Below are 15,171 nucleotides of genomic sequence, written 5' to 3'. Positions count from 1 at the left end.
GAAGAGGCACCTCGCTCGGCGCAAGCCTCCGGGTGCGCACTCTCCAGTGCTCAAGCCGCGGTGTGATGACCTGACCTCGGTCCGACAAACAGGCACGCCGGCCGCGGTGACCCGCGACCGGCGTTTCGAAAAGCCATCATCCTTGCGAGATCGAGCACGGCGGCCGGAAGCCGCCGTGTCGCCCCGATTTTAGGCCGCCAACTCCTCGAGATGCGCGAGCTTCTGGTGGCGGAAGGCCCCCCACAGCGCGGCCCCGATGGCACCGGCGTAGATCGAGTCCGGATGACTGGTGGCGACGAGCGACACCTTCTCCTGCACCAGCGCCTCGTTGAGCGCCGAGACCAGGCCGACGTCGAGGGCGAGCCCCCCGGTCATCTGCACCACGCCCTCGTTGGCCCCGATCGACTTCAGCAGCTTCGCCAGCCGCACCGCCATGGAGACGTGAATCCCCTTGAGGATGTTCGAGGCGGTGATGCCACGCGACACCATGTTGATGACGTCGGTCTCGGCCAGAACGGCACAGATCGACGACACCTTCTCGGGGTTGTCGGCCTTCTGCGACAGGGTGCCGATCTCGTCTTGGGCGATGCCGAGATAACGCGCGATGTTCTCCAGGAACTGGCCGGACCCCGACGCGCACTGGCTCGTCATCTTGTAGGTGAGCACGCGGCCGCCCGCATCGACCTTGATGGCGCGACCATTGAGGGCGCCGATATCGAGCACTGCCCGTGCCTCGGGGTTGAGATAGACGGCGCCACGCCCGTGCGTCGTCATCGAATAGAAGTGGCCAGTGGCGAAGCCGAGATTTTCGGCGTCGCCGGTGGAGGCCGTGTAGGCGACATCGCGACGCGCGAGGCCGACTCGCGCCAGCATGCCGTCATGGGCCTCGGCCGCGAGCTGGAACGGGTCGCGATTGCGGATGCGCGCCGTCTCCTTGTCGAGCCATTCGATGCGCTCTCCATCGACCTTGAACAGCACCGCCTTGACGCAACCCGAGCCGATGTCGATGCCGGCCGTGACGATCTCGCTCATCTGTCTCCTCCGATCGCGGCGTCAGTTCACCACGGCGCGAACCGCGAAGGTCGCTCCACCGAGGGCACCCGTGTAGATGGAATCCGGATCGATGTTGATCTGGACGTCGCCGTAGTTCTCCTTGATCAGCTTGCGCAGCTCGCGCACCGCCGCCTCGTTCTTGGCGACGCCACCCGTGAAGGTGAACTGGTCCTTCACCCCGCCGGCGCGCGACAGGATCGACATGGCGCGCAGGATGATGGCGCGGTGCAGGCCCGCCAGGATATCCTCGCGCTTCTCGCCGAGCGCCAACCGATCGCGCAGCTCGGCGCCGGCGAACACCGTGCAAGTCGAGTTGATGCGCACCTGCTTGGTCGACGCCATGGCGAGCGGGCCGAGCTCGTGCAGGCCCATGTTCATCTCGTCGGCGATGTAGCCGAGATAGCGCCCGCAGCCGGCGGCGCAACGGTCGTTCATCTGAAAATTCTCGACGATGCCGGCGGGATCGACCTGAATCCCCTTGGTATCCTGCCCGCCGATGTCGAGCACCGTGCGGGTGCCGGGATACATCATGTGGGCGCCGAGCCCGTGGCAGAGAATCTCCGAGCGAATGTGCTCCTTCGGGAACGGCAGGCGGACGCGGCCGTAGCCGGTGCCGACCACATAGGTCTCCTCCAGCGGCACGGCGAGCGCATCGCGCACCGGCTTGGCGATCAGGCTCGTCTCCATCGCGCCCTTCTCCAGCGCCCGGATGAACTTGCCCTCCATGTCGCCGGCCGGCGGCCGGTTCTCCACCTCGATGATCGACTTGTCGTACACGTTGAGGACGAGATCGAACGGCAGGCCGGCATCGCGGCACACCGTCTCGCCGATATGCATGAAGTCCGAACCGGCGAGATCGCGGAAGAAGTCCGACTTGCGCCGGGCCCCGACGGCGAACAAACCCGACGAGTGCTCGCGCAGGCGCCGGAACACCTCCGCCAGCACGCCGAGCACCGCCTTCTCGCGGCCCGCAAAGCGCGGGCCACGCACGTTCTCACCGCAGGTGCGCTCCAGGTCGTCGAGCTGCTCCAGGAACTGGACGTGGCGGAAATTGCGCTCGAGGTCCGACAGGATGTGATCGACCCGCCCGGCGACCTCGGGCACCGCCGCGAGGCTGCGCCGGAACAGCGTCAGGCGGGTATCGATCAACGCCTCCTGCTTGGAGACCTTGGCGGCGGTGTCGTAGTTCGAGCGAGAGTTGGTTATGCCGCGGCCGAGAACCTGCTGGTTCTCGTCCATCACCACCGCCTTGGTGGTGGTGGAGCCGAGATCGATGCCGATGAAGCAGCGCATGGTGGTCCTCCTCACGCGGCCTTGGAGGCGCCGCGGCGCTTCTGCTCGATCATCTGGAAGTAGCTTTCGAGCCGGTTCTTGACGTTCGCGGCCGAGAAGTATCGCGGATCGACCAGGTCGGTCTCGATGAACGCGCCCGGCTTGCCGGTGCGCCGCTCGACCTCCTTCATGATCATCAGCTGGCCGGCCGAGAAGCTGTTGCAGCTCTTGATCGAGTTGATCAGCAGGCCGTCGGCCTGGAACTCCTCGACATACTTGGCCAGGATGTCGACCCGCGTCGGCAGGTTGCGGTTGGTGTAGCAGCCGAGGCAGTAGTCGGCGAGGCTCTCCAGCGGATGGTCCGGATCGTGGCGGAAGCCGAGGTCGTACATGCCGCCGACCTTGGTGTAGCTCGACGCCACCACGACCGCGCCCTCGTCGTAGAACATCTTCCAGAACTCGCGGAAGCTGGTCCAGTTCGGCGGGCCTTCGACGACGAGCCGATACTTCTGATCGTCGAAGCTGGCGCCGTCCGGCGTCACCGGCCCGCGACCGGCATCGATGCGCGCCTGGATCTCCTGGCGCAGCATCTCGTAATAGGTCACCGCCTCGGGCGTCCCACGGAACGCTGTGAAGATCGGCCCGATGTAGTAGACGCCGCCGAAATAGGCGTCGATCGGCGACGGCGTCCGCTTGCCCTGCTCCAGCACCCAGACGAGATCGTCCTCGGCCTTGGCGGAGTTGCGCAGCACCTCGCGCAGACGGTCGATGTCGAACTTGACGCCCGACACCGCCTCGAGCCCTGGAATCACCACCTCGCGGAGCTGCCGAACGATGTAGTCGCGCATATTGTGGGTGGCATGACCGTCACCCTCGTAGGGCACATGCAGCATGAGGGTCGGGCACTTGTACTGCTCGCGCAGCAGCTCGAACCACTTCATGAAGGTGTAGCAGCCCGTATAGGACAGGAGCAGCACGTCGGGCTCGGGGAACGGCTTGCCGTTCGGCGCGATGTTGCCCTTTCCCATCATGCCGATATCGGCCTTCACATAGGTGCAGACGTCCTCGGAATGACCGGACTTCTCGGCCTCCATGATGTAGCTGCCGGAGAGGCGGCGCATGCCGTTCTGAATGGCATTGATCTCGGGGAGATTGTTGACGATCCCGAAGCAGAGCAACAGCTCGTTGAGATTGCCGGGCACGAAGGTCGAGGCCACCTTGCGTCCGCTCTCGTGCTTGCTGGTGATCGCGTCGTAGTTGCGCGCGATCATCTCCTTCTGAAGGAGCATCGACGGCTCTTTGACGACCTCGGTCATGGCTCAGCTCCACAGCTTGATGGAATCGGCGAAGGTGCCAGCCTGCTCGCGAATGGGCTGCATCTGGCCGGAGTTCTCGGCATACTTGAACGAGATGTGGGGAATGCCGGCCTCGCCGAGACGGCGACAGATCATCGGCCGATCGAGCAGCGCCGGATCGCAGAAGCTCGGGGTGGCGTAGACCACGCCTTCGGCCCGCGCCTTCTTCACCTGCTCGATGTGATAGCGGCCCTTGTCCTCCTCGCGCGGGACGTACTTGCACGAGGTCTCGACCGAGCTGCGCAGATAGGCGAGCGACAGCGCTTCGAGCGGATCGCCCTCCACCGGAATGTCGGCGGTGATGAAGCGGTTGACCAGCGAGTAGTCGTCCTCGACGACGTAGCAGCCGGCCATCTCGATCGACTTGATGAGATTGAGCGGCGGCTGCTCGCAGAACGAGCCGTAGACCGCGATGCGGACATTGTCGCGCTTGGGCCGGTCTTCCGCCTCGGCGGCGGCGAGGTAGTCGGCCAGCATGACATTGTGCTCGGCGACGTCCATCATCAGGCCGGCACGCATCAGCAGATAGACCTCCGAGTTCGGCGCCTTCCAGGGAAACCGCGCCCGGAAGGCGTAGACCTCGCGCACCAGTCGGCGGTTCTCGTTGTAGAGGGCGATGGAGGCGCGGATCGCCTCGTCGGTGACCTCGCGCCCCGTCAGCGCGGCGAGACCGTCCCGCAGCTCGCGCAGCTCCTCGACATAGTAGCGGCCGCCGATCTCCGGATCGAAGTTCTGCGGCGTGTCGAAGAACTTCGACCACACGTTCGGGAACATCAGCTTCCACATCCCCGACAGGTTGCGGATGACATCGCACACGAACGGGAAGATCATGCCGTCGACGAAGTCGAGCCGGCCGGTGACACCGAGCTCGATGGTCGAGCGCGGAATGCGGCAGATGTAGCTCTGGTAGTAGGCGTCGCCGTGGATCACCTCCATGCGGTCGCCACCGCCGAACAGGCCGAGCGGCAGGCAACCGGCCGCGTGGATCAGCTCCAGCGGCACGTACACAGGCATGAAGCCGACGACCTTGCGACCGGGCGCCGCCGCCTTCCAGGCGCGCGCCTCCTTGAAGTCGAGATCCTCGAACAGCGTCTGGCAACGCGAGACGATTTCAGCAGTGGACGGCATGGCTCAGCGGCCCTCCCATTTGGCCGGACGCTTCTCCAGGAAGGCAGTCAAGCCTTCCACGGCGTCGTGGGTCGACATCAGACCGGCGAGATATTGCGTCTCCACCGCGGCGAGCTTGGTGCGCAGCCGCTCGACGAGGTCGAAGCGGGCGGCATGCACGGCGTGGCGCAGCGACGACGGAGAATGCGGCGCGAGCGCCCGGTCGAACCAGGCCAGCGCCGCCGCTTCCGGGTCGGCCGAGACCGCGTGGACGAGCCCCAGCCGCCATGCCTCCTCGCCGCTGATCGGTTGTCCCGAGAACAAGATCGCCTCGGCGGCGCCGCGCGGCATCTTCTCCGGCAGCAGGCAGGAGGCCGGCGGTGCGAACACGCCGAGCTGAATCTCAGGCTGACCGAAAGCGGCGTCCGGCGCTGCGAAGATCAGGTTGCCGGCGATCGCCACCTCCATGCCGCCGCCGAGGCACTGGCCGCGCACCGCCACCAGCACCGGAACCGGCATGGCGACGAGGCGCAGGATCAGCGCATGGAAGCTCTTCAGCATCGCCTCGAAGTGGCCCGGCAGGTGCTCCTGCACGCTCGCCCCGAAGCTGAAATGCGGACCTTCGTGGTCGATCAGCACCGCGGAGAGCTGCGGATCGTCGCGGTTCTCCGCCAGAGCACGGTCGAGCGCCGCGATCATCGCGGCGTCGACGATGTTGGCCTTCGGGCGCGCCAGACGGAGCCGCAGCAAGGCGCCGTCGCGGTCCCGCCAGACCTTGAGCGGCTGCTCGCTCATCGGCCCGCCCTCGCCTTCGGCATCAGGCTCTCGGTCAGCTCGTCGGTCCACGGCGTGCCGGCCGCGAGCGCCTGGCGCAGCGCCACGAAGTCGATCTCGCGGTCCTCCTTGGTGCCTTCGTTGAAGGCACGGAAGCCGGCGCGTGCCTCGGTCATCATGTTGAGGGCGAGCCAGGCGCGGCTGTTCTCCTTGTTGGCGTTCCAGGCGTCGATCTTGGGCTTGCGCAGCTCCTCGATGGTCTTGGTGAAGCAGTCCGGGAAGGTGAGCAGGATCTTGGCGCACAGCGCCTCGACCTTCTCGTCGAGCAGCGAGAGATCCACCACACCCTTCTTCAGCACGTCCTTGGCGGCGGCGAGCTCCTCGCCGGACTTCGGCTCGCCGTGGACGATGCGGCCGTACTCGTCGAGATAGCGGTCGGTGATCACCAGCGGGTTGGCGACATACTTGCCGTCCACCTTCAGGGCCGGCACGACATCGGTGATCATGCCGAGGCGATACGCCTTGTGGGCCGACCACGGCTCGCACAGCGAGCCCGACACCATCGCCATCTCGCAGCCGAGCATCACGGGCAGGAAGTCGGTGGCGCCGCCGATCGGGGCCGAGCCGTGCTTGGGGCCGGCCTGGCCGAAGCGGGCCATGTCCTGCGCAACGGTGAAGTCGCAGGCCATGCCGATCTCCTGGCCGCCGCCGATCCGCATGCCGTTGACGCGGCACACCACCGGCTTGTCGCAGCCCAGGATCGCCGAGACCATGTCGTTGAACAGCCGCATGTACTGGCGGTATTCCTGCGGGTTCCCGGCGTAGTACTCGGCGTACTCCTTGGTGTTGCCGCCGGTGCAGAACGCCTTGTCGCCGGCGCCGGTGAACACCACCGCGACGACGTCGCGGGCATTGGAGGCGGCGCGGAACGCCAAGATCACCGCCTTCACCATGTCGGTCGTGTAGGAGTTGAACTGCGCCGGGTTGTTGAGGGTGATCCAGGCGTTGAACAGGCCCGGCACCGGCTTGCCGTCGGGCGTGCGGACGAGTCGCTTCTCGTAGATCACGCCGGGCGTGCCGAAGTCGGCGACGAGGTTGTGGTCCTTCAGCGCCGGCGCGGCGGCGGCGTCCCGGTGGGTGGTGGCGATTGCGGTCATTCGGTCCTCTCGAAAGCGCGAAACGGAATGTCGGGTGGCGCCTCAGGGCACCATGATGGCGCGCCGCACCAGCTTGTGGTCGTGGGCGTCTGCGAACACCTGGTTGATGCTGTCGAGCGGATGACGCTCGACAAACGGCGCGAGCGCGATGCGGCCGTCGAGCACCAGATCGAGCGCACCCGGATAGAGCTCGGGCGGGCAGCCCCAGTTGCCGAGCGCGCGGGCGTGGAACGCCATGAGGTTCGAGAGTCGCAGCTCGAGCTTGTCCATGGTGAAGCCCACCACCGCGACGGTGCCGCCATGGGTCAGCAGGCTCCAGGCGGTCGCCTGTCCGGCCGCCGTGCCGGAGCACTCGAAGATCACCCACTCGCGCGCCGGCAGGCCACGCTCCTTGGCGAAGGCGCCGATCTCCTTCTTCAGCGTCTTCTGATCGACCTCGCGAGCATTGATGGTCTTGGCGGCGCCGTGCTGGGCGATGGTCTCGAGCTTCTTCGCGTCGACATCGATCGCCACCACGGTGGCGCCGAAGGCGGCCGCGATCTGCACGCAGTAGCCGCCGACACCGCCGGTGCCGATGACGATCGCGAGCGTGCCGGGTCCGACCTCGGCCTGGACGACGGCCTGGTAGGGCGTGGTGACGGCATCCGCCACCACCGAGAGGTCGGCGAGCGTGAGCCCTGCGGCGGCGAGCCGCGCTTCGTCGACGGGGCACAGGCCCGCGGCCGGGACCACGATGTGGCTGGCGAAGCCGCCCTCGATGTCGTTGCCCGGCATCACCTGCTCGGCGCAGATGGTGCCGCGGCCGCGCCGGCAGGCGTCGCACTGGCCGCACGGAATCACGGCCGGCACGATGACGGCGCGGCCGACCCAGCTCTCCGCTCCGGCACCGGCCGCGACGACGCGCCCGCTGATCTCGTGGCCGAGCGTCAACGGCAGCGGCTTGTTGGTGCGCACCCCGTCATAGTGGAAGCCGAGATCGGTGTGGCAGACGCCGCAGCCGGCGATCTCGACCAGCACCTGGCCGGCTCCCGGAGCCGGCACCGCCATCTCCTCGCGGACCAAGAGCGCGCCGACCGCCGTCGTCACCCACCGATACGAAGCCTTGGACATTCCTCTCCCCTGCGTTGCCGCCGCCGCGGTCGGGGGGCACGCGGCATCAATATACGCATTGACGTACCATAATGCTGGATTGCGGGTCAAGGCTCCCGCGATCGCCGGCCGGCCGCGCCGGTCGCACCGCACAGAGCCGCGCTTGCGACGCCGGAGAGACACGCGGTGGACTTGACGGCGCGGCATCGCCATGCCAGCGATACACGCATTATCGTACCTGTTTGCCTTTACTGGCCAGAGTTCGCCAGCAGCCCTCCCGGAGAGTCCGACAATGCCCGCCGACAAGCATCCGTTCCTGTGGGACGACCCGCTGATGCTGGACGACTGCCTGACCGAAGACGAGCGCATGGTGCGCGACACGGCGCGCGCCTATTGCCAGGAGCGGCTTCTGCCGCGCGTCCGCGACGCCAACCGCCACGAGACCTTCGACACCGCCGTGATGAAGGAGATGGGCGCACTCGGCTTCCTCGGCCCCACGCTGAGCCCGGACTACGGCGGCGCCGGCATCAACTATGTCGGCTACGGGCTCATCGCGCGCGAGGTCGAGCGCGTCGATTCCGGCTACCGCTCCGCCATGAGCGTGCAGTCCTCGCTGGTGATGTATCCGATCCACGCCTACGGCTCGGAAGACCAGCGCCGCCGCTATCTTCCCGGCCTCGCGGCCGGCGAGCAGATTGGCTGCTTCGGGCTCACCGAGCCGGATGCCGGCTCCGATCCCGGCGGCATGCGTAGCCGCGCTCGCCGAACCCGCGACGGCTGGATGCTCTCCGGCAGCAAGACCTGGATCACCAACGCGCCGGTCGCCGACGTCTTCGTGGTGTGGGCCAAGGACGACGACGGCGCCATCCGCGGCTTCGTGCTCGAGAAGGGCATGCCCGGCCTGTCGGCGCCACGCATCGAGGGCAAGTTCTCGCTGCGCGCCTCGGCGACCGGCGAGATCGTGATGGACGAGGTGTTCGTTCCGGACGCCAACCGGCTGCCCGGCATCACCGGCCTCAAGGGACCGTTCGGCTGTCTCAACCGGGCGCGCTACGGCATCGCCTGGGGCGTTCTCGGGGCGGCCGAGTTCTGCTTCCACGCCACCCGCCAGTACACCCTCGACCGCAAGCAGTTCGGCCGGCCGCTCGCCAACAACCAGCTCATCCAGTGGAAGCTCGCCAACATGCAGACCGAGATCACCCTCGGGCTGCACGCCTGCCTGCGTCTCGGCCGGCTGTTCGACGATGGCCGCTTCTCGCCCGAGATGATCTCGCTGCTCAAGCGCAACAACTGCGGCAAGGCGCTGGAAATCGCCCGGGTGGCGCGTGACATGCACGGCGGCAACGGCATCTCGGACGAGTTCCACGTCATCCGCCACGCCATGAATCTCGAAGCGGTGAACACCTACGAGGGCACCCACGATGTCCACGCCTTGATTCTCGGCCGCGCCATCACGGGCCTCAACGCTTTCGTGGCTTGAGCGGCCGTTGGAAGCTCGCCGGAACCGGGGACACTCTCCTATAATCGGACGGCCCGCCGCCGGCGGGCGTCTCGCCGCACCGGATCGCCATGTCGGTTCTGAACCTGTCGTCCCTGTTCGCGCCGCACTCGATCGCGGTGATCGGCGCCAGCGAGCGCCCGCGGTCGGTCGGCGCCACCGTCATGCGCAACCTGCTCGACGGGCTGTTTCCCGGCCCGATCATGCCGGTCAATCCCAAGCGGCAGGCGGTGGCCGGCGTGCTCGCCTATCCGAACGTCGCCGCCCTGCCGCTCAGCCCCGATCTCGCGGTGCTGTGCACGCCGGGCGCGACGGTGCCGGCGCTGCTCGACGCGCTCGGCCGCAAGGGCACGCGGGCCGCCATCGTGGCGGCCGACGACGTCGACACCGCCGCCATGCTGGCGGCGGCGCGCCCGCACGGCCTACGCCTGCTCGGCGGCGCCAGCCTCGGCGTCCTGGTGCCGCGGGCCCGTCTCAACGCCAGCTTCGCCCATCTCGCCGCCAGTCCCGGCCGCGTCGCGTTCGTGTCTCAGTCGGGGCCGCTCTGCGCCGCGGTGCTGGACTGGGCGCGGCCGCGCGGCATCGGCTTCTCGTGCATCGTGTCGCTCGGCGACGGCGCCGAGATCGATATCGCCGACGTCATCGATTATCTCGCCAACGACGAGGACACTAAGGCGATCCTGCTGCATGTCGAGACGATCCACGCCCGCCGCGAGTTCATGCCGGCGGTCCGGGCCGCCGCCCGCAACAAGCCGGTGCTGATGACCCGTGGCGGCCGCAGTCGCGACCGCGGCGGCACCATCGGTCCGTTCATGGCGGAGGCGCTGGCGGCGCCCGACGAGGTGTTCGACGCCGCGGTGCGACGCGCCGGCGCGCTCCGGGTGGAGACCATCGACGAGCTGTTCGGTGCAGTGGAGACGCTGGCCCGCTCCAAGCAGATCCGGGGCGAGCGCCTCGCCGTGCTGTCGAACGGCGCCAGTCCCGCCCTGATGGCGATCGACGAGATCGACGCCACCGAGGGCGGCGAGGCGACGCCCCTGGCGCCCGAGACCCTGGCGAAGCTCGCGAGTCAGCTTCCCCGCGGCTGCACGCCGGGCAATCCCGTTTTGCTCGGTGCCGGTGTTCCCGCCGCCACCTATGCGGCGGCCCTGAAGGTGCTGCTCGAAGCCATGGAGGTCGACGGCGTCCTCATCATCCACAGCCCCAACGCCCTCGTCGACGGCACCGAGGTGGCGCGCGCCGTGATCGAGACGCAGAAGCGCTGTCACGGCGCCGTGCTGGCGTGCTGGATCGGCGGCGAGACCACCGGCCCGGCGCTGCGCCTGTTCGCCGACGCGGGCCTGCCCAACTACGGCTCGATCGGCGCCGCCGTCCGCGGCTTCCGCCATCTCGTCCACTATCGCCGCAACCAGGCGATGCTGATGGAGACGCCGCCCGCCGACCTGATCGACACCCGGCCGGCACGCGCGATCGCCCACCCCATCGTACTCGCCGGCCTCGCCCGGCCGGGCGGCATGCTGGGCGATCCCGAGACCCGCGCGCTGCTGGCCGCCTATGGCATTCCGACGGTCGAGAGCATCGTGGTCGCCTCCGGCGAGGAGGCCGCGGCCGCCGCCGACCGCATCGGCTATCCGGTGGCGCTCACCGTCTCGTCGCCGGATCTCGCCCGCAAGTGGGACGTCGGCGGCGTCGCCCTGAATCTGGAGACCGCCGAGGCGGTGCGGGCCGCCGCCGATGGCATTCTCCAGCGCGTGCGACAGACAGCGCCCGAGGCGCGGCTGGAGGGCTTCGCGGTCCAGCGCATGGTGCTACGGCCGCATTCGCGGCAGCTCATGCTCGGCATCGCCTGCGATCCGCTGTTCGGCCCGGTGATCGTGTTCGGCGAGGGCGGCCGCGCCGTCGAGCTGGTGCGCGACCACACCGTCACGCTGCCGCCGCTCAACCTGCCGCTCGCCCGCCAGGTGATCGCGCGGACCCGGATCTCGCGCCGGCTGGAGGCGCACGGCGCCCGACCGGAAGCCGATCGTGACGCCATCGCGGAGGCGATGGTGCGGCTGTCGGCCATGCTGGTCGACAATCCCGAGATCGTCGCCTGCGACATCAATCCGCTGTTCTCGAACGACCAGGGCGTGCTCGCGGTCGACGCGCGGATTCGCGTCGCCCCTCCGGACGACAGCGACCTGCGCCGCCTGTCGATCCTGCCTTATCCGAGCGCTCTGGAGGAGACCACGACGCTGCACGACGGCACCCCCGTGCTGCTGCGCCCGATCCGCCCCGAGGACGAGACCGCCCACGCCGAGCTGGTCGGCCGGATGAGCCCGCAGGATCTGCGCTATCGCTTTCACGGCTCGACCCGCAAGCTGGAGCATCACCAGCTCGCCCGCCTCACTCAGATCGACTACGATCGCGAGATGGCGTTCATCGCCACCCGCCCCGGCTTGGATGGCCGGCCGGAGACGCTGGGCGTGGTCCGCACCTCGACGGATGCCGACAACCGCCACGCCGAGCTCGCCATCCTGGTGCGTTCCGACCTCAAGGGAACCGGGCTCGGCACCACCCTCATGGACAAGATCGTGCGCCATCATCGCGCCCGGCACACCGGCACCATCGGCGCCCAGGTGCTGGCCGAGAACGAGGCCATGCTACGGCTCGCCCGCCGCTGCGGCTTCGCGCTGCGGCCCGGCACCGATCCCGGTGTCGTGGACTGCCGGCTGCCGCTCGGCGACGCGCCGTAGCATCCTCACGAACCGGCGTGTGGCACCCGGCCCGGCGTCGCCGAGCGCCACCACGGCCGTGCCGCACCGAGGCTGCGCGAGTTCGGCTTGCTCATTTCATATATTTTGGTACCTTAATGCTGCAATTGAACCGGATCGACCACTAGGAACCGAAAGAGCCGCACACCATCTGCGCCATCCCTGCACGCGGCATGCTCGCTTGCAGCATGGCCCTGCCCGCCACGTATCCGACGGATGGCGGTCTCGCCCGGTGGTAGCGGCCGTGTTATTCGCGGCACCACCGGGACGGGAGGATCGACCATGGTCCGATCCTTGCTTGCTGCTCGGCGTGCGTGTGGGCGAGAGCCGCCCGGCGCCCGGCAGACCACCCACGGTGTCGTCATTGCGACACACCGTGCGGGGCTCACGACCGTCGCGGACCTCCGAGTTCCGGCACCGATCCGGCGCCGCAGCCTCGGGGTGAGACGCAGAACCCACGGACGGACCGCACCGTTCTCGATCGTTTCGGGGCGAGGTTGCGGCCGCCCCAACGCGCAGGCGTCCTGCATGACGAGCCCACAGATGTCCGCCCAGACACCCGTACAAACGCAACCGACGCTCTCCGACTTCGAGATCGTCGACCGCCGGGACTTCTCCGACGTCACCTATCTGCTGGAGGTCCGCCATCCGCTGATGGCGAAGGCCGCCAGGCCCGGCCAGTTCGTCATCGTGATGCTGCACGAGCATGGCGAGCGCATCCCGCTCACCATCGCGGACTTCGATCGGACGCGCGGCACCATCACGCTGGTGATCCAGGCTGTCGGAAAGACGACACGGGAGATGCAGCAGGTCTGTCGGGTCGGCACCACGCTGCACGCCCTCACCGGCCCGATGGGCGAGCCGAGCCACATCGGCGCCAGCCGCAAGGTGGTGTGCGTCGGCGGTGGCCTCGGCGTCGCCCCGGTCTACCCGCAAGCGCGCGCCCACCGCGAGGCCGGCGCCTATGTGATCGGCATCGTCGGCTTCCGCAGCAAGGACCTGGTGTTCTGGGAAGACAAGTTCCGGGCCTGCTGCGACGAGCTGATCATCTGCACCGACGACGGCTCGGTCGGCCTCAAGGGCAACGTCACCGTGGGCCTGAAGCAGGCGATCGCCACCCACGCCGACATCGACGAGGTGGTGGCGATCGGGCCGCCCATCATGATGAAGGCGTGCGCCGAGACCACCCGTCCGCACTTCCTCAAGACCATGGTGAGCCTCAACCCCATCATGGTCGACGGCACCGGCATGTGCGGCGGCTGCCGCGTCAAGGTCGGCGACGGCATCAAGTTCGCCTGTGTCGACGGTCCGGACTTCGACGGGCACCAGGTCGATTTCGACGACCTCATGGTGCGCCTGAAGCGGTTCGCCGACCAGGAGCGCGCCGCCTTCGAGCGCTGGAGCGAAACCTGCCGCGGCCGCACGGCTTCCGCCCTGCTCGCGACGGCCGCGGCCGGCCGGGGAGCCTGAGATCCAGGGAGCCAGTCATGGCGAAGAAGAAGACCATCAAGACGATTCCGCGCGAGCGCGCCCATGTCGAGGAGCAGAACCCGGCGCTGCGGGCCCGCAACTTCGACGAGGTCACGTTCTGCCTGTCGCCGGATCAGGCGCAGATCGAGACGGACCGCTGCATCGAGTGCCCCAATCCCGGCTGCGTGAAGGGCTGCCCGGTCGGCGTCGACATTCGCGGCTTCGTCGCCAAGCTGGCGGCCGGCGACATTCGCGGCGCCTACGAGGTGATCACCGAGACCAACCTGCTGCCGGCGGTGTGCGGGCGGGTGTGCCCGCAGGAGCACCAGTGCGAAGGCGCCTGCGTGGTCGGCAAGGCGAAGGGCCTGGCGCCGGTCGCCATCGGCCGACTCGAACGCTTCGTCGGCGACACGGCGATCGCCAACGGCTGGACCAACATCCCCTATATCGAGCCGAACGGCTACAAGGTCGGCATCGTCGGCTCGGGACCGGCCGGCATGGCGTGCGCGGCCGACATGGCCAAGGCCGGCTGCGACGTCACCGTCTACGAGGCGTTCCATGTGCCCGGCGGCGTGCTGCGCTACGGCATCCCGGACTTCCGGCTCCCGAACAGCGTGATCGACGCCGAGATCGCCAACCTGGAGAAGCTCGGCGTCAAGTTCGAGTGCAACGTCCTGGTCGGCCGCCTGTTCACCATCGAGCAGATGATCGGCGAGATGGGCTTCGACGCGGTGTTCATCGGCACCGGCGCCGGCTATCCGACCTTCCCGGGCATTCCGGGTGACAATCTCAACGGCGTCCTGTCGGCCAACGAGCTGTTGACCCGCTGCAACATGATGCGGGCGAAGGACGGCGGCTTCGACACGCCGCTGCCGATCGGCACCCGGGTGGCGGTGATCGGCGCCGGCAATACCGCCATGGACGCGCTGCGGGTGTGCAAGCGGCTCGGCGCCGCCGAGGTGCGCTGCATCTATCGGCGCAGCCGCGCCGAGGCACCGGCCCGCGTCGAGGAGGTGCATCACGCCGAGGAAGAGGGCATCGACTTCCAGTGGCTCACCGCGCCGGTCGAGGTGCTCGACGACGGCAAGGGCAACGTCCGGGCGCTGCGCTGCATCCGCATGGAGCTCGGCGCGCCCGACGCCTCCGGGCGGCGCAGCCCGGTGCCGGTCGCCGACAGCGAGTACGAGTTCGACTGCGATCTCGTCGTCGTCGCCATCGGCACCAACGCCAACCCGATCATCGGCCAGACCTCCAGGATCAAGCTCGACAAGCGCGGCTACATCGCCACCGATGCCGACCTCGCCACCTCGATCCCGGGCGTCTATGCGGGCGGCGACATCGTCACCGGCGCCGCCACCGTCATCAAGGCGATGGGGGCCGGCCGCAGGGCGGCGCGCAGCATGAAGCGCTATCTCGGCCTGCGCGACACCGACGCGGTCTACCGGCCGGCGCCGAGCTGGCGGGAGCGCGCCTTCGGCCTCGACCCCGAGGAGCGCAATGCGGTGCGGGTCCGGGTGAGCTGACCGTCGCCATCGGCGTCGTCGCTCTCGACGCCGTTCGGCCGGCGCCGCCTGGCGCCGGCTCGCCCCCGATTCGCTGCCGCGCCGGCCGCTCGGGTCCGTTTTCAGCAGGCCCGCCCTGGG

Annotated in this window: 11 protein-coding genes; 4 read left to right on the top strand and 7 right to left on the bottom strand. The window is 68.5% G+C overall.

Annotated elements, in window-relative coordinates; translation table 11 throughout:
* Nucleotides 1-189: 189 nt before the first annotated feature.
* Genes bcrD through had form a run of 7 tightly spaced genes read right to left on the bottom strand, consistent with a single transcriptional unit; the run spans nucleotide 190 to nucleotide 7,828 of the window.
* Nucleotides 190-1,032 (bottom strand): benzoyl-CoA reductase subunit D, encoded by an 843-nt coding sequence (gene bcrD, locus ACFQUV_RS03955; protein ID WP_129610554.1) that lies wholly within the window; start codon nucleotides 1,030-1,032, stop codon nucleotides 190-192.
* A 21-nt stretch (nucleotides 1,033-1,053) separates the two neighbouring features.
* Complete coding sequence (gene bcrA, locus ACFQUV_RS03950) at nucleotides 1,054-2,346, bottom strand: benzoyl-CoA reductase subunit A (protein ID WP_129610553.1); 1,293 nt, start codon at nucleotides 2,344-2,346, stop codon at nucleotides 1,054-1,056.
* Nucleotides 2,347-2,357: 11 nt separating this feature from the next.
* A complete protein-coding gene (gene bcrB, locus ACFQUV_RS03945) occupies nucleotides 2,358-3,641 on the bottom strand; it encodes a benzoyl-CoA reductase subunit B (protein ID WP_129610552.1) in 1,284 nt (427 codons plus the stop codon).
* A gap of 3 nt (nucleotides 3,642-3,644) precedes the next feature.
* Nucleotides 3,645-4,808: a benzoyl-CoA reductase subunit C gene (bcrC, locus tag ACFQUV_RS03940; RefSeq protein WP_129610551.1), complete on the bottom strand. Its 1,164-nt coding sequence runs from the start codon at nucleotides 4,806-4,808 to the stop codon at nucleotides 3,645-3,647.
* 3 nt (nucleotides 4,809-4,811) lie between these two features.
* A complete protein-coding gene (locus ACFQUV_RS03935; protein ID WP_129610550.1) occupies nucleotides 4,812-5,582 on the bottom strand; it encodes a cyclohexa-1,5-dienecarbonyl-CoA hydratase in 771 nt (256 codons plus the stop codon).
* Nucleotides 5,579-6,718: a 6-oxocyclohex-1-ene-1-carbonyl-CoA hydratase gene (gene oah, locus ACFQUV_RS03930; RefSeq protein WP_129610549.1), complete on the bottom strand. Its 1,140-nt coding sequence runs from the start codon at nucleotides 6,716-6,718 to the stop codon at nucleotides 5,579-5,581. The genes ACFQUV_RS03935 and oah overlap by 4 nt, the downstream gene beginning before the upstream one ends.
* Before the next feature lie 42 nt (nucleotides 6,719-6,760).
* Nucleotides 6,761-7,828: a 6-hydroxycyclohex-1-ene-1-carbonyl-CoA dehydrogenase gene (gene had / locus ACFQUV_RS03925; protein WP_129610548.1), complete on the bottom strand. Its 1,068-nt coding sequence runs from the start codon at nucleotides 7,826-7,828 to the stop codon at nucleotides 6,761-6,763.
* A gap of 271 nt (nucleotides 7,829-8,099) precedes the next feature.
* Between had and ACFQUV_RS03920 the strand changes: the two genes are divergently transcribed.
* The 4 genes from ACFQUV_RS03920 to gltA all read left to right on the top strand — a co-directional run bounded on the left by ACFQUV_RS03920 (nucleotide 8,100) and on the right by gltA (nucleotide 15,051).
* On the top strand, nucleotides 8,100-9,287 hold the full coding sequence (locus ACFQUV_RS03920) for an acyl-CoA dehydrogenase (protein ID WP_129610547.1): 1,188 nt from the start codon (nucleotides 8,100-8,102) through the stop codon (nucleotides 9,285-9,287).
* 89 nt (nucleotides 9,288-9,376) lie between these two features.
* Nucleotides 9,377-12,040: a bifunctional acetate--CoA ligase family protein/GNAT family N-acetyltransferase gene (locus ACFQUV_RS03915; RefSeq protein WP_129610546.1), complete on the top strand. Its 2,664-nt coding sequence runs from the start codon at nucleotides 9,377-9,379 to the stop codon at nucleotides 12,038-12,040.
* 561 nt (nucleotides 12,041-12,601) lie between these two features.
* Nucleotides 12,602-13,528, top strand: a complete 927-nt coding sequence (locus tag ACFQUV_RS03910; protein ID WP_129610545.1) for a sulfide/dihydroorotate dehydrogenase-like FAD/NAD-binding protein — start codon at nucleotides 12,602-12,604, stop codon at nucleotides 13,526-13,528.
* A 17-nt stretch (nucleotides 13,529-13,545) separates the two neighbouring features.
* A complete protein-coding gene (gltA, locus tag ACFQUV_RS03905; protein WP_129610544.1) occupies nucleotides 13,546-15,051 on the top strand; it encodes an NADPH-dependent glutamate synthase in 1,506 nt (501 codons plus the stop codon).
* Nucleotides 15,052-15,171 lie beyond the last annotated feature (120 nt).

Source organism: Rhodoplanes sp. P11 (genome assembly GCF_964266735.1).
Lineage (GTDB): Bacteria > Pseudomonadota > Alphaproteobacteria > Rhizobiales > Xanthobacteraceae > Rhodoplanes > Rhodoplanes serenus.
The sequence above is the reverse complement of the archived record's forward strand: the minus strand, read 5'-3'. Positions and strand labels throughout refer to the sequence as shown.

What these genes read in the sequence shown, in the direction of transcription:
- bcrA (WP_129610553.1), bottom strand. Translation starts at nt 2,346, where the DNA reads ATGCGCTGCTTCATCGGCATCGATCTCGGCTCCACCACCACCAAGGCG.
- ACFQUV_RS03910 (WP_129610545.1), top strand. Translation starts at nt 12,602, where the DNA reads ATGTCCGCCCAGACACCCGTACAAACGCAACCGACGCTCTCCGACTTC.
- had (WP_129610548.1), bottom strand. Translation starts at nt 7,828, where the DNA reads ATGTCCAAGGCTTCGTATCGGTGGGTGACGACGGCGGTCGGCGCGCTC.
- oah (WP_129610549.1), bottom strand. Translation starts at nt 6,718, where the DNA reads ATGACCGCAATCGCCACCACCCACCGGGACGCCGCCGCCGCGCCGGCG.
- gltA (WP_129610544.1), top strand. Translation starts at nt 13,546, where the DNA reads ATGGCGAAGAAGAAGACCATCAAGACGATTCCGCGCGAGCGCGCCCAT.
- bcrB (WP_129610552.1), bottom strand. Translation starts at nt 3,641, where the DNA reads ATGACCGAGGTCGTCAAAGAGCCGTCGATGCTCCTTCAGAAGGAGATG.
- ACFQUV_RS03920 (WP_129610547.1), top strand. Translation starts at nt 8,100, where the DNA reads ATGCCCGCCGACAAGCATCCGTTCCTGTGGGACGACCCGCTGATGCTG.
- ACFQUV_RS03915 (WP_129610546.1), top strand. Translation starts at nt 9,377, where the DNA reads ATGTCGGTTCTGAACCTGTCGTCCCTGTTCGCGCCGCACTCGATCGCG.
- ACFQUV_RS03935 (WP_129610550.1), bottom strand. Translation starts at nt 5,582, where the DNA reads ATGAGCGAGCAGCCGCTCAAGGTCTGGCGGGACCGCGACGGCGCCTTG.
- bcrC (WP_129610551.1), bottom strand. Translation starts at nt 4,808, where the DNA reads ATGCCGTCCACTGCTGAAATCGTCTCGCGTTGCCAGACGCTGTTCGAG.
- bcrD (WP_129610554.1), bottom strand. Translation starts at nt 1,032, where the DNA reads ATGAGCGAGATCGTCACGGCCGGCATCGACATCGGCTCGGGTTGCGTC.